This is a genomic window from Paenibacillus sp. PCH8 (assembly GCF_002968835.1).
In the GTDB taxonomy this organism is placed as follows: domain Bacteria; phylum Bacillota; class Bacilli; order Paenibacillales; family Paenibacillaceae; genus Paenibacillus.
Map to the genome: position 1 here is coordinate 1 of NZ_PKQK01000011.1, position 14,794 is coordinate 14,794.

A 14,794-nucleotide genomic window follows, 5' to 3' on the forward strand; every position below is an offset into this window, starting at 1 on the left:
CACGTCAGAAACTGAATCAAATATACGTCGATCGTACAGGTCAGTCCCTTGAGAAAATTGAACGGGATACAGACCGTGACTTCTTCATGAGCGCTGACGAAGCTAAAACGTACGGCATTATTGACCAGGTGCTCAGTAGACCGATCAATTCCTAAAGGGGTGGTTTCATGTTTAAATTTAACGATGAGAAAGGGCAACTGAAATGCTCTTTTTGCGGTAAATCTCAGGAACAGGTACGTAAGCTGGTCGCTGGACCAGGCGTGTACATTTGTGATGAATGTATCGAACTTTGCACCGAAATCGTTGAGGAAGAACTCGGTCATGACGAAGAAATAGACCTCAAGGATATTCCAAAACCGAAAGAAATTCGCAATATTCTGGATCAATATGTTATTGGACAGGATCAGGCGAAGAAGTCATTGTCTGTTGCAGTGTACAATCACTACAAACGGATCAACACACAGAGCAAGATTGAAGATGTTGAATTGTCCAAGAGTAACATTTTACTGTTAGGACCTACAGGTTCTGGTAAAACGTTGCTTGCGCAAACGATGGCCAAAATTCTGAATGTTCCTTTTGCTATTGCTGATGCTACTTCATTAACAGAAGCCGGTTATGTGGGTGAGGATGTAGAGAACATTCTGCTCAAGCTGATCCAAGCAGCTGATTATGATGTGGAAAAGGCAGAGCGCGGCATTATTTATATCGATGAGATTGATAAAGTAGCGCGTAAATCCGAAAACCCATCGATTACACGTGATGTATCGGGTGAAGGTGTGCAACAGGCGCTTTTGAAAATTCTTGAAGGAACTGTGGCTTCTGTACCACCACAAGGTGGTCGTAAACACCCTCATCAGGAATTTATTCAGATCGATACAACCAACATTCTGTTCATTTGTGGCGGTGCCTTTGATGGTCTGGAGCAAATGATCAAACGCCGGATCGGTAAAAAAGTCATTGGCTTCAACACCGTTACTGAGCAAAAAGATCTGAAACCAGGTGAATACTTGGGTATGGTATTGCCGGAAGACTTGCTGAAATTCGGTCTGATTCCGGAATTTGTAGGCCGTCTGCCAGTGATCTCCACGTTGGAGCCGCTGGATGAAGATACATTGGTACGGATTCTGTCCGAACCGAAAAACGCGCTTACAAAGCAGTACCAAAAACTGCTTGAGTTGGACAATGTGAATCTGGTGTTTGAACCGGCTGCATTGCTCGCAATTGCGAAAGAAGCAATCAAACGTAACACGGGTGCACGTGGATTGCGTGCAATCATTGAAGGTATCATGCTTGAAATCATGTATGAAGTGCCTTCACGAGAAGACGTTACAGACTGTGTCATTACTGAAGAAGTTGTTGAGAAAAGAGTCGTGCCTGAACTGAGCCAATCGAAGGACGATAAGCAGGAAGAAAGTGCTTAATTAAGGACTGAACCCTGTTGTACTCTGAAATATAGACTTGTCAGTTCTCCACTTTGGCAGAAGGCGAATTCTTGTCTCTGTCAGGGTGGAGCTTTGACGTTGTGGGGAGAGAAATCACTCATGTATTTAAGACAAGATACACGTCCCGTGAAAGTGGGAAACGTAACGATTGGTGGTAGCAACGAAGTCATTATCCAAAGTATGTGTACGACCAAAACGGCAGACGTTGAGGCGACCGTTGCAGAGATTTTGCGACTGGAAGAAGCTGGCTGTCAAGTGGTACGTGTAACGGTGAATAATGAGGAAGCCGCCGCAGCCATAAAGGAAATCAAGAAACGCATTAACATACCGCTCGTAGCGGACATTCATTTCAACTATAAGCTGGCGTTACTTGCGATTGAGAATGGTATTGATAAAGTACGGATTAATCCGGGTAATATCGGTAAACGTTCCAAAGTGGAAGAAGTCGTCAAAGCATGTAAAGAGCGTGGAATTCCAATCCGCATCGGGGTAAACGCCGGTTCTCTGGAGAACCACTTGCTGGACAAATACGGTTATCCTACGGCTGATGCTATGGTAGAAAGTGCATTGTATCACATTGGTATTCTGGAAGAGCTTGATTTTCACGATATCATCGTATCCCTCAAGGCATCCGATGTGCCAATGGCCATTGAGGCTTATACCAAAGCAGCCCAAATTATCAAGTACCCTCTGCATCTCGGAATTACAGAAGCGGGCACACTGTTCTCTGGTACCATCAAAAGCTCTGCAGGTATGGGTGCCTTGTTATCCATGGGGATCGGTTCGACGATGCGTATATCGCTTAGTGCGGACCCGGTTGAGGAAATTAAAGTTGCACGTGACCTGCTGAAAACCTTCGGTTTGATCACGAATGCAGCTACACTGATCTCTTGTCCGACATGTGGACGTTTGGACATCGATCTGTTCTCCATTGCCAACGAAGTGGAAGAGTATATCTCCAAACTTAAAGTGCCAATTAAAGTATCGGTACTGGGTTGTGCGGTTAACGGCCCTGGTGAGGCCAAAGAAGCGGACATCGGGATTGCCGGTGCACGTGGAGAAGGTCTCTTGTTCCGCCATGGTAAGATGATCCGCAAAGTGCCTGAAGAAATTATGGTTGAGGAATTAAAGAAAGAGATCGACAAAATCGTCGAGTCCTATGAAGAGACGGGCGTTATTCCAGGTCGTTCGCACTGATTGATTCATATCTTGTTTCTGTAACAGCCCGCCGGCAATGGCGGGCTTTTTATATTCTCGCATACAAATTCGGTATCTCCCGTTTACGTCTCGGTGAAAAGGCTATACTACCAAGTATTAGCATGATCACAGATGAGAACAGGGACGGAATAGGAGGATGTTGAGATATGGGTGATTTTGGAATGGTCTTCATGTTGATTCAGTTATTTTTTGGAGTGGTGATTGGTTTGTATTTCTGGAACCTGCTGCGTGGTCAGAAAACGAACCGCAGTGCGGTCGAGCGTGAATCCCGCAAGGAACTGGAGAAGCTGCGCAAGCTGCGTTCAATCTCACTCACCAAGCCGCTGTCGGAGAAGACACGTCCGGCAACTATTAATGATATTGTTGGACAAAAAGATGGACTCCGTGCACTCAAGGCCGCGTTATGTAGTGCGAATCCGCAGCACGTTATCATTTATGGCCCTCCTGGCGTTGGGAAAACAGCTGCCGCAAGGGTCGTGTTAGAAGAGGCCAAGAAGAATCCGTCTTCGCCTTTCAAACCAGACGCCAAATTCACGGAACTTGATGCAACGACAGCACGTTTTGATGAACGTGGTATTGCAGACCCCTTAATTGGTTCGGTTCATGATCCGATCTATCAGGGAGCAGGAGCTATGGGCGTTGCAGGAATTCCCCAACCCAAACCGGGCGCTGTGACGAAAGCTCATGGGGGAATGCTGTTTATTGATGAAATTGGTGAATTGCATTCAATTCAGATGAATAAGCTGTTGAAAGTACTGGAGGATCGAAAGGTGTTTTTGGAGAGTGCGTACTATAACTCCGAAGACACGCATACTCCTGCTTATATCCACGATATTTTTCAAAATGGACTACCGGCCGATTTCCGACTTGTCGGAGCAACGACACGCTCTCCCCATGAGCTGCCACCTGCCTTGCGATCACGGTGTATGGAGGTTTATTTCCGTCCATTGCTGCCCGAGGAGATTGGACGAATTGCAGAAGACGCTGTCCAGAAAATAGGGTTTAGCCCTTGTCCGGATGCCGTTGATGTGGTCAAGCGTTATGCAACCAACGGGCGTGAAGCGGTTAATATCATTCAGCTTGCTGCGGGACTCGCGCTCACGGAGAAACGTGAGACGCTTCAGGCGTCGGATGTGGAGTGGGTGGCTAGCAGCAGCCAGATCCAACCGCGGCCTGATCGTAAGGTGCCCTCCCAGCCACAGGTGGGGTTTGTCAACGGCTTGGCAGTGTACGGACCGAATATGGGTACTATTTTGGAGATTGAAGTGTCTGCTGTTCCGGCTCTTAAAGATCAGGGCCGAATCAACATAACAGGTGTTGTGGATGAGGAAGAGATTGGAGGCGGTTCGCGGACACTCCGGCGTAAAAGTATGGCTAAAGGTTCGGTTGAAAATGTGTTAACTGTATTAAAAGCCATGGGTATTCGTCCGAATGATTATGATTTACACGTGAATTTTCCGGGGGGACGCCCATTGATGGTCCATCTGCCGGGATTGCTATGGCGACTGCCATTACATCAGCCATTCAGAGACGCCCTGTAGATAATGAGACAGCGATGACGGGTGAGATTAGCATCCATGGTCGGGTCAAACCTATTGGTGGCGTACTGGCCAAGGTGGAGGCTGCTTTTCAGGCAGGAGCGAAGACGGTTATTATTCCAGCAGAGAACTGGCAGTCCATATTTGAGAACCTGGAGGGATTGCGCGTAATTCCGGTAGATACGGTTCAGGACGTATTCCGTGAAGTATTCGCCTGGGTCCCAGAATCACCACAGGTGGAACACATGAAGCTGACAGAAGAGGCAGCGACACCTGCACCGGAGATTTTCCCACCGGCATCCGCTTCCTTTTTGCGTGCTGACGTGCCTCGTCCGGGACAGGTTACAGATTCGGGAAGCTGCTAAGCGCTTTCCTTCATTGGTTTTTTATGTGAACATTTGATAGAATAATGAATGACTACAACCTGAGAGCCATTGGAGGTGCGAAAGCGATGGGACCGAGCAAAGCGAAAGGTCGTCGTTTTCCTTTACTGCCTTTAAGAGGACTTCTCGTCTACCCGAGTATGGTACTGCATCTCGATGTGGGCCGGGAGAAATCGGTCAAGGCTTTAGAAAAAGCGATGGTAGAAGAACATTTGATTCTCCTATGTTCCCAAGCCGAAGTAAATATTGAAGAACCAACACAAGAGGACATTTTCAGAATCGGAACCGTGGCCAAGGTCAGACAGATGCTGAAGCTTCCGAATGGTACGATTCGTGTACTTGTGGAAGGCTTGGAACGGGCTGAAATTATTGAATATACGGACAATGAGGAATATTACGAAGTGCTGGCACAAGAACTGCCTGAAGAGGAGAACACACATCCGGAGACGGATGCCTTGATGCGTACGGTTCTGAACCAGTTCGAGAATTATATTAATCTGTCTAAAAAAGTTACACCGGAGACACTTGCGGCTGTGTCCGATATTGAAGAACCAGGGCGCTTGGCCGATGTCATCACGAGTCATCTGGCCCTGAAGATTAAAGATAAACAGGAAATTCTGGAGACCATCGACGTTCGGCAACGTCTGGAGAAATTGCTGGACATCCTGAACAACGAGCGCGAAGTGCTGGAACTTGAACGCAAGATCAGCCAACGTGTGAAGAAACAGATGGAGAAAACGCAGAAGGAATATTATCTGCGGGAGCAGATGAAAGCGATCCAGAAAGAACTGGGTGAAAAAGAAGGCCGTGCTGGTGAGGTCGAGGAACTTCGTACTCAGATGGAAGAACTCGGCTTGCCGGATAAGGTGAAAGAAAAGGTAGAGAAAGAAATTGATCGACTGGAGAAAATGCCTTCAAGTTCAGCCGAGGGTGGCGTCATTCGCAACTACGTGGATTGGCTGCTCAGCCTTCCCTGGAGTCAGGTGACAGCAGATGATCTGGATATCCAAAAAGCCGAGGATGTGCTTAACGCAGATCATTACGGATTGGATAAGCCCAAAGAGCGTGTGTTGGAATATCTGGCTGTTCAGAAGCTCGTCAAGAAGCTCAAAGGGCCGATCCTCTGTCTGGTTGGACCTCCGGGGGTGGGTAAAACATCACTTGCCCGTTCGATCGCCAGATCGCTGGGCCGGGAGTTTGTAAGAATTTCTCTTGGTGGCGTAAGGGATGAAGCGGAGATTCGTGGGCACCGACGTACCTATGTAGGAGCGATGCCTGGGCGTATTATCCAGGGAATGAAAACGGCAGGTACACTCAATCCGGTATTCCTGCTGGACGAGATTGATAAGATGGCTTCAGACTTCCGTGGAGATCCTTCCGCGGCACTACTTGAGGTGCTTGATCCTGAACAAAATAATACGTTTAGTGATCACTTTGTAGAATTGCCGTTTGACTTATCCAACGTTATGTTCATAACCACTGCCAATACGGTACACAACATTCCCCGTCCATTGCTGGATCGGATGGAAATGCTCAACATTCCTGGTTACACGGAGCTGGAGAAGTTGCAAATTGCCAAAAACTTTTTGCTGCCCAAACAGAAGCAGGATCATGGCTTGGAAGAAGAACAGCTTGAAATCCCGGATGACTCGTTGCTGCGAGTTATTCGCGAATATACACGGGAATCCGGTGTGAGGAATCTGGAACAGCAGATGGCTTCCTTGTGCCGGAAAGCGGCCAAAAATATCGTATCTGGTGTGGAAGGCCCAATTAACATCACATCCGATGAGGTCAAAGATTTTCTCGGGCCTGGTAAGTTCCGTTATGGCATGGCCGAACTGGAAGACCAGATTGGTACCGTAACAGGGCTTGCATGGACTGAAGTGGGCGGAGATACTCTTATCATTGAAGTGACTGTGGTACCTGGAACAGGGAAGTTGACCCTCACAGGTAAACTGGGTGATGTCATGAAAGAATCGGCTCAAGCCGCATTCAGTTACACCCGTTCCAAAGCGACAAAGCTCGGAATTGCACCCGATTTCCATGAGAAGAACGATATCCATATTCATGTGCCGGAAGGAGCCATTCCGAAGGATGGTCCATCTGCTGGTATTACGATGGCAACCGCGTTAATCTCAGCTTTGACGAACAAACATGTTTCCAAGGATATCGCTATGACAGGTGAAATAACGCTTCGGGGGCGCGTGCTACCGATTGGTGGTTTGAAAGAGAAGTCACTGGCAGCCCATCGTGCCGGCTACAAAAAAATATTATTGCCCAAAGATAACGAACGAGACCTGCGTGACATTCCGGACAGCATCAAGGAAGATGTGGAGTTTGTCCCCGTATCCCATATGGATCAGGTCCTGCAGCATGCACTTGTTGAGCAGGCAGGGATTGACCTGTAATCTACGTATCCGAAGGGTGCGTATGAAGAGTAGACCGTTCTGCGGAGGCTTCGGCGTCCGCTGGAACGGTTTTTTTGGTATGATAGAACAATCCATGGCATAATACCATCAACAGTCATGCAAAAGCACAGGAGTTCAAGAGAGGACAGATACAATATGAAAGTAAATCAATCTGAATTTATTATCAGTGCCGTTCGGCCTGAACAATACCCCGAGGACGGTCTGCCAGAGATTGCTTTGGCAGGACGCTCCAATGTGGGAAAATCTTCACTGATTAATCGTTTGATTAATCGTAAAAATCTGGCTCGGACAAGTTCGACACCGGGTAAGACACAGCAATTGAACTACTATAAAATCAATCAGGATCTCTACTTCGTCGATTTTCCGGGGTATGGATACGCTAAAGTTTCGAAAGAGCAGCGTTTTGCCTGGGGCAAAATGATGGAGAAATACTTGTTGGGACGCGATGAATTGAAGTTGGTCATGCAGATGGTGGATATGAGACATGAGCCATCCAAAGAAGACAAGATGATGAATGAATGGCTTCGTCATAACGGCTTGCCTTTGGTTGTCGTCGCAACCAAGATGGACAAGATCCCCAAAACACGCAGAGCTAAATATATCAAGGTCATTAAGGAATCACTGGGTCTACGTTCAGGGGATCTGTTTGTACCTTTTTCATCCGAAGAAGGAATGGGAAAAGAAGAGTTATGGGACATCATTACTCGCCATGCTCGCATAGATAAATATGCCCCAGAAGTAATGGATGCAGAGGATGCTCCTGAAGAGGAAGAAAACAACGAAATTAACGAATGACCGAGAGTATATACCGATTTAATGCGGGAAAGTGAGCAGGTTAAGTGAATTCTAGATAAATCAAGAATATCACATGAACAATGTTCACAGATCGGGATGGAACACATAACCTTCCCCAACCCAATAGTCATGGAATAATTCCATGGCTATTTGTTTTAATATCCGGCTTATCATGAATATTCATGATAAGCACTTTTTAACGCATAACGGTGAACTTTGGTGAGACACTACAAATAATGACAATGCATATGATGATGAACACATGGTAACTTCATAAACATTTCATAAAAATGACCCGGTCAGGGCTATGATGTGTGATATAATTAACCATGTCAATCATAAATGGATAGAGATATGTAGTAAGCACTATGATTGGAAATTTATTAGGCAGGTGAACTTGCAATGCACATCGTTGTCGTTGGTTTGAATTATCGCACGGCGCCTGTAGAGGTTAGGGAACGATTCACATTTGCAGAAAAGGACTTGTCTGAAGCGCTGCAGCAGCTCAAGCTGACCAAGAGTGTATTGGAAGGTGTAATCGTAGCCACATGTAACCGTACCGAGTTGTATGTTGTAGTAGATCGTCTCCACATGTGTGGTTATTTTATTCGAACATTCATGGAACAATGGTTTAATGTACCACGGGAAGAATTTACGCAACACTTATATATATATGAAGATGATCAAGCCATGCGCCATTTGTTCCGTGTCATTTGCGGACTGGATTCCATGGTTATTGGGGAGACTCAGATTCTCGGACAGGTGAAACAGGCTTTTTTCAAAGCTCAGGAAGTGAAATCAACAGGCACTTGGTTTAACATGCTCTTCAAACAAGCGGTTACCTTGGGCAAACGGGCACATTCCGAAACTTCTATTGGGGAGAGTGCGGTATCCGTCAGTTATGCTGCGGTTGAATTGGGCAAGCGGATCTTTGGTATGTTCACAGATAAGAAAGTACTGATTCTGGGTGCCGGCAAGATGAGTGAACTTACAGTGAAACACCTCTATGCCAATGGAGCATCTGAAGTAATTGTGGCGAATCGGACGCTCGCAAGAGCTGAAGAACTTGCAGCCAAATTTCGGGGAACGCCTTGCACGATGGAACAGGCATTGGAGCGACTAAATGAGGTTGATATCGTGATTAGTTCCACTGGGGCTGAACGTTATGTGATGGATGCTGCAGTAGTTCGAGAGAGCATGAAACGTCGTCAATCACGTCCGTTGTTCCTGATTGATATCGCGGTTCCACGGGATATTGATCCGGCAATCGGTGAATTATCCAATGTATTCCTCTATGATATTGATGATCTGGAAGGAATTGTGGAGAGTAATCTGGAGATGCGCAAGGTGGAAGCTGCCAAGATTGAACGAATGATTGAGCTCGAAATGGAAGACTATTATCAATGGCTCAAAACATTGGGCGTTCGCCCTGTCATTCGGGCTTTGCAGGAGAAAGGTGTGTCCATTCATGAAGAAACGATGGGTAGCCTGTTTAATAAACTGCCTGAACTGGATGAACACCAACGTAAAGTGATTCGTCGTTTGACCAAAAGTATCGTGAACCAGATGACGACTGATCCGATTAACCGAATCAAGGAAATGGCAGGTACGAAGCAAGGTGATGAAGCTCTGCGCATGTTTACACAGATTTTTGCTCTGGAAGATGCAGTAGAAGTAGCCGCTGAGAAAGTAAATCAAAGTGATGCTTCGGCTTTGCGCAAACCAGCCGCTCACCTTAACGAAAACCGGCAAGACCCCGTGCCGGCTTATGCTCCGGCAGGCGTATAAGGCGGGTGGGCAGCTTGACCCTTGCTGAACAAGTCTATGAAGCTCTAATCTATATGTATGCCCTGAGCCTACTGTTCTATTTCTCGGACTGCATTCGACGCAATGCGGGGGCGAAGCGGACAGGCACAGGGTTTCTTGTCGTTGTTTGGGGGCTACAGGTCACTCATGTCATTCTACGTATGTGGACCGAGGGCCATTTCCCAATCTACACGACCTTTGACTTTTTATTTATATTTTCATTCAGCATCGTGCTGATGTCCCTGGTCATGACTCGAATACAGCGTTCAGAATTTGTGATTCTATTGCTGAATGTGGTAGGTTTCTCCGTTACCGTATTGAATCGTCTCTGGTTCACGGCTGGAGAGATATCATTGCACAACTGGCAGACCGTGCATGGCCTGCTTATTATGCATATTACATTGGCTAATCTCGGTTTTGCAGCGTTAACTGTTGCAACAGTATTTGCCTTGTTGTATCTGTTCCTGCATCACAAGCTGAAGAACAAAAAGTGGAATGATACCGTGAGACGTCTGCCGAGCCTGGAAGTGATTGGGAAATATATGGATGGTGCTACATTGATCGGTACTCCGCTTCTTGGGGTTTCTGTGATGCTTGCAGTGTTATCCATTGTGGCAGAGAGACGTTGGGGTCTGCTCCTGGATCTCAAAGTGCTTGCAACAGGTCTGGCCATTGCCATCTATGTGGGGTATTTCATATCCAAGAGAAGAAAACAGTTCTCTACAATTATTATGGCAAGGTGGACACTAATCGGGTATGGATTTGTCATTATTAGTTTTTTATCCAATGCGTATTCAGCGTTTCATCGTTGGACGGGAGAGTGAAGGCTATGGAGCGCTACACGCCAATATTTGTGAATATTTCAGGCAAGAATTGCTGCGTAATTGGTGGTGGACGTGTTGCTGAGCGCAAAATAAAGGGATTGCTGCATGCCGAAGCCCAGATTACGGTCATTAGTCCGGAGCTTACACCCTTATTAAAACAACTGCATAATGAAACCCGAATTCAATGGATAGCCCGGTCCTACCGCAATGGAGATTTGCGGGGGCCTTTCTCGTATATGCAGCGACTGACCGTTCAGAGGTCAATACGACTGTGGTTCGGGATGCGGAGGCTGCGGGCATACTGGTGAACGACGCAATGTCTTCTGAACACAGTAATTTTATTACACCAAGCGTAGTCAGACGAGGGAGATTAAGTATAGCCATCTCGACAGCTGGAGCAGGACCTGCTGCTGCTGCTGCGATACGTGCGACACTCGAACAACAGTTCGGAGATGAATATGAGACGTATCTTGAGTTTTTGCATCAGATGAGGTCTGAAGTGAAGTCACGCGTATCCTCTCCGGGTCTCAGAAGGACTTTACTCCGGCATTTAACTGAAATGAACATATTAGAAGATATTCGTACAGGCCACTTCCGGTGGTGGACAGAAGCAGAAATCGGGGACTGGATATCCCGTAATCAGGAGGAAGTGTAGATATGCGTACAATTAAAGTGGGAAGCAGACAGAGCGCACTTGCGTTAACACAGACAGGCCACGTGATTCAGGATTTACGCGACATTTGTGAGCGGGAAGGATTAGCTTTTGACTTTGAAGTACATAAGATTGTTACAAAGGGAGATCTGATCCTGGATGTAACGTTGTCGAAAGTTGGAGGTAAAGGGTTGTTTGTCAAAGAGATCGAGCAGGCGATGTTGGATCGCACCATTGATATGGCCGTTCATAGCATGAAGGATATGCCTTCTGAATTACCTGAAGGATTAATCAATGGTGCTGTTCCACGACGTGCTGACCCAAGGGATGCGTTGATTTCCAATGGTGGACTTACTCTTGACCAATTGCCAGAAGGTGCTAGAGTCGGAACAAGCAGCCTGCGCCGGTCCAGTCAATTGAAGGCATATCGTCCAGATTTGCAATTGGAATCACTTCGTGGCAATATCGATTCCCGTCTGCGCAAGCTGGAGACAGAAGGGCTGGATGCCATTATCCTGGCGGCTGCAGGGTTGTACCGAATGGGCTGGGAAGACCGGATTACAGAGTATCTGACCGAAACTGCTTGTCTTCCGGCAGTGGGTCAGGGCGCTCTCGGTATCGAATGCCGTGAAGACGATGAGGAACTGTTGCACTTATTGCAGCTGTATAACGATCCTGAGACAGCATTTCCTGTACAGGCGGAACGCCGTTTTCTCAGCGTATTGAATGGAGGGTGTCAGGTTCCAATTGGTGCGCATGCGGTATGGGTGCCGGAGCAAGATGCAGATTCCCTGAATGGAGAAAAAACGTTACAATTAACGGGTATGGTCGGCACACCGGATGGTGGACTGATTCTTAAAGAAGCTCTGACCGGCACAGATCCGGTTCGTCTTGGAGAAGAAGTGGCTTGGAGATTGATTGAACGGGGAGCAGAGCAGATACTGGCAGAAGTTAGGGGTTGAAGACATGGTGGGGAAGGTCTTTTTGGTAGGTGCAGGTCCTGGGGACGCGAAGCTGATTACGGTAAAAGGTTGGGAATCCATCGGTAAAGCCGATGCTGTAGTCTATGATCGATTAGCAAGTCCAAGATTGTTGAAACAAATGAAACCCGGCGCGGTCAAGATTTACGTGGGCAAACGACCGGATCGGCATACAATGAAACAAGAAGAAATCAACCAACTGTTGGTTGATCTGGCGCTGGAAGGCAAGGTCGTGGTTCGGCTTAAAGGTGGAGACCCGACCATCTTTGGACGTGTGGGGGAAGAGGCAGATTTGCTGCACAAAAACGGAGTGCCTTTTGAGATTGTACCGGGGGTTACAGCCGCGATAAGTGTACCCGCTTATGCCGGAATTCCCGTAACTCACCGCGACTATGCTTCCTCTATTTCTATCATTACAGGGCACGAGAGTCCGGACAAGCTCGATCGCAGCATCCATTGGGATAAAGTGACGAATGCCACGGGCACACTTGTATTTATGATGGGGGTTGCCAAAATTGGATATATCAGCGAACAGTTGATTCGTCATGGTCGTCCAGCGCAGACACCTGTGGCTCTGATTCGTTGGGGAACACGAGCGGAACAGGATACCATTACAGGTACCCTTGAAGATATAGAAGCGAAAGTGATTGCGGCTAATTTCCAACCGCCAGCTGTTATTGTGGTGGGTGATGTCGTGAATCAACGGGAACAGTTGAAGTGGGCAGAAGCATTGCCGCTGTTTGGCAAACGAATTCTGGTGACACGTGCTCGCAGTCAGGCGAGTGAACTTGTGAATCGGATTGAGGAACTCGGCGGGGAACCGTATGAGTTTCCGGTCATTGAGACGGTTATGCCGTCCAGTGAGTCTGCCAAGCAAAGTGTCCAAGATGCTTTCAATGCTTTAAATACCTATGACTGGGTGTTTTTCACAAGTGTAAACGGAGTGGAGTTTTTCTTCCGCCATCTGGAACAGGAAGGCAAGGACATTCGCTCAATTCATCAAGCGAGAATTGCAGCCGTGGGACCTTCTACAGCAGACGCCTTGCGTAAGCATGGCATCGTTGCAGAGGTCGTCAAAGGCCCTTTTCAGGCCGAAGGTATGCTTGAGACTTTTGAGAGCGAGCTGAAGGAAGGCCAGAAAGTGTTGCTTCCACACGGAGATCTGGCTCGTACGTGGTTACGTGATCAGTTGAGAGAACGAGGACTTCACGTCACCGAAGCCATCATCTACGATACGATCCTCGCTGGTGAGGATGATGATGAACTGCTCAAGCTACTTGAAGAAGGCGGCATTCATGCGATGACTTTTACAAGTTCATCAACGGTTACCAACTTCATGAATATGTTGAAACGTATGGGATTGCAAGATCCATTGCCTTTGCTGAAAGGTGTGGAGGTTGCCTGTATCGGACCTGTCACAGCGAAGACGGCAGAGGCGGCTGGACTACATGTTACACTAATGGCAGAGGAAGCAACGATCGATAGCCTGATCACGGTTCTGTGCAACTGGAAACGGACAGGTACAAGAGAAGGGGCTCTTCCCCAATAATCGACAGAACAAGAACGGCAATTCGAACAGAATTGCATGCATAGAGCATAATGCATCAATCCAGATGCACTTGCCGACATATGAAGCGTGCTGAATTCGTTAGGATACCAGCGCGCTTCCCTTTTTGCTCTATTTAATTTACAGGGAGGTTATACACGCATGAGTTTTCCAATTGTACGGCATCGCCGTTTACGACAATCCACAGGTATTCGCAATATGGTCAGAGAGACGCATCTAACAGTAGATGACTTTATTCAACCGATTTATGTGACTTATGGTGAAAATGTTAAATCCGAAATCAAATCGATGCCAAATGTATTCCGCTTCTCGCTGGATCGTCTTCAGGAAGAAGTGAAGGAAATTGCCGAGTTGGGCATTCCGGCGGTGTTGTTGTTCGGAATCCCTGAAACCAAAGACAGTGTCGGTACATCAGCGTTCGCTGAAGATGGTATTGTGCAAGAAGCTACGAGACTGATTAAGTCCTGGTATCCAGAGCTGCTTGTTATTGCAGATACCTGTCTGTGTGAATTCACAGATCACGGTCACTGTGGTATGGTACACACCGTGGAAATTGACGGTCACATCTCTGGAGATGTGCTGAATGATGAATCACTGGATCTACTCGTGCAGACAGCCGTGTCCCAAGCCAAGGCAGGAGCAGATATTATTGCACCATCCAACATGATGGATGGATTTGTACAAGCCATCCGTACCGGACTGGATGAGAATGGATTCAATCACATTCCAATCATGTCCTATTCTGTGAAGTATGCCTCGGCATTCTATGGCCCGTTCCGTGAAGCTGCGGATTCTACGCCGCAATTCGGGGATCGCAAGTCGTATCAGATGGACCCGGCCAATGCACGCGAAGCTTTGCGCGAAGCCGAGACCGATGTGTTGGAAGGTGCCGACATGCTGATGGTAAAACCATCCCTTTCCTATCTGGACGTCATGCGTACGATCAAGGATCAATTTGATCTTCCACTCGTCGCCTACAATGTAAGTGGTGAGTACGCCATGGTGAAGGCAGCGGCGATTCAAGGCTGGATCGATGAGAAGAAAGTCGCCATGGAAATTCTGCTCAGCATGAAACGTGCAGGTGCAGATATGATCATTACGTATTATGGCAAAGACGCTTCCCGCTGGTTAGCCGAGAAATAAATTACATGAAGGAGGAT

Annotated in this window: 10 protein-coding genes and 2 pseudogenes; all 12 read left to right on the top strand. The window is 47.3% G+C overall.

Annotated features, from left to right (window positions below):
• Positions 1–155, top strand: a 155-nt coding sequence (locus C0Q44_RS29455; RefSeq protein ID WP_181151225.1) for an ATP-dependent Clp protease proteolytic subunit, incomplete at its 5' end; no start/stop codon positions are given.
• Between the two features lie 12 nt (positions 156–167).
• Positions 168–1,421 (top strand): ATP-dependent protease ATP-binding subunit ClpX, encoded by a 1,254-nt coding sequence (gene clpX / locus C0Q44_RS29460; RefSeq protein WP_105410693.1) that lies wholly within the window; start codon positions 168–170, stop codon positions 1,419–1,421.
• A gap of 120 nt (positions 1,422–1,541) precedes the next feature.
• Positions 1,542–2,639, top strand: a complete 1,098-nt coding sequence (ispG, locus tag C0Q44_RS29465; protein WP_105410694.1) for a flavodoxin-dependent (E)-4-hydroxy-3-methylbut-2-enyl-diphosphate synthase — start codon at positions 1,542–1,544, stop codon at positions 2,637–2,639.
• 167 nt (positions 2,640–2,806) lie between these two features.
• Positions 2,807–4,563, top strand: a pseudogene (gene lonB / locus C0Q44_RS29470) (ATP-dependent protease LonB).
• An 86-nt stretch (positions 4,564–4,649) separates the two neighbouring features.
• A complete protein-coding gene (gene lon, locus C0Q44_RS29475; RefSeq protein WP_105410695.1) occupies positions 4,650–6,989 on the top strand; it encodes an endopeptidase La in 2,340 nt (779 codons plus the stop codon).
• Positions 6,990–7,145: 156 nt separating this feature from the next.
• The gene (yihA, locus tag C0Q44_RS29480) at positions 7,146–7,805 is read left to right on the top strand and encodes a ribosome biogenesis GTP-binding protein YihA/YsxC (RefSeq protein WP_219845209.1); all 660 of its coding nucleotides are present in this window, start codon (positions 7,146–7,148) and stop codon (positions 7,803–7,805) included.
• Between the two features lie 402 nt (positions 7,806–8,207).
• Positions 8,208–9,593, top strand: a complete 1,386-nt coding sequence (gene hemA / locus C0Q44_RS29485; protein WP_105410697.1) for a glutamyl-tRNA reductase — start codon at positions 8,208–8,210, stop codon at positions 9,591–9,593.
• Between the two features lie 14 nt (positions 9,594–9,607).
• The gene (gene ccsA / locus C0Q44_RS29490; RefSeq protein WP_374955169.1) at positions 9,608–10,435 is read left to right on the top strand and encodes a cytochrome c biogenesis protein CcsA; all 828 of its coding nucleotides are present in this window, start codon (positions 9,608–9,610) and stop codon (positions 10,433–10,435) included.
• Positions 10,436–10,440: 5 nt separating this feature from the next.
• Positions 10,441–11,090: pseudogene (locus C0Q44_RS29495) on the top strand (precorrin-2 dehydrogenase/sirohydrochlorin ferrochelatase family protein).
• 2 nt (positions 11,091–11,092) lie between these two features.
• The gene (gene hemC / locus C0Q44_RS29500; protein WP_105410698.1) at positions 11,093–12,049 is read left to right on the top strand and encodes a hydroxymethylbilane synthase; all 957 of its coding nucleotides are present in this window, start codon (positions 11,093–11,095) and stop codon (positions 12,047–12,049) included.
• Positions 12,050–12,053: 4 nt separating this feature from the next.
• Positions 12,054–13,616 (top strand): uroporphyrinogen-III C-methyltransferase, encoded by a 1,563-nt coding sequence (gene cobA / locus C0Q44_RS29505; protein WP_105410699.1) that lies wholly within the window; start codon positions 12,054–12,056, stop codon positions 13,614–13,616.
• A 159-nt stretch (positions 13,617–13,775) separates the two neighbouring features.
• Positions 13,776–14,777, top strand: coding sequence for a porphobilinogen synthase (hemB, locus tag C0Q44_RS29510; protein ID WP_105410700.1), 1,002 nt, complete (start codon positions 13,776–13,778; stop codon positions 14,775–14,777).
• Positions 14,778–14,794 lie beyond the last annotated feature (17 nt).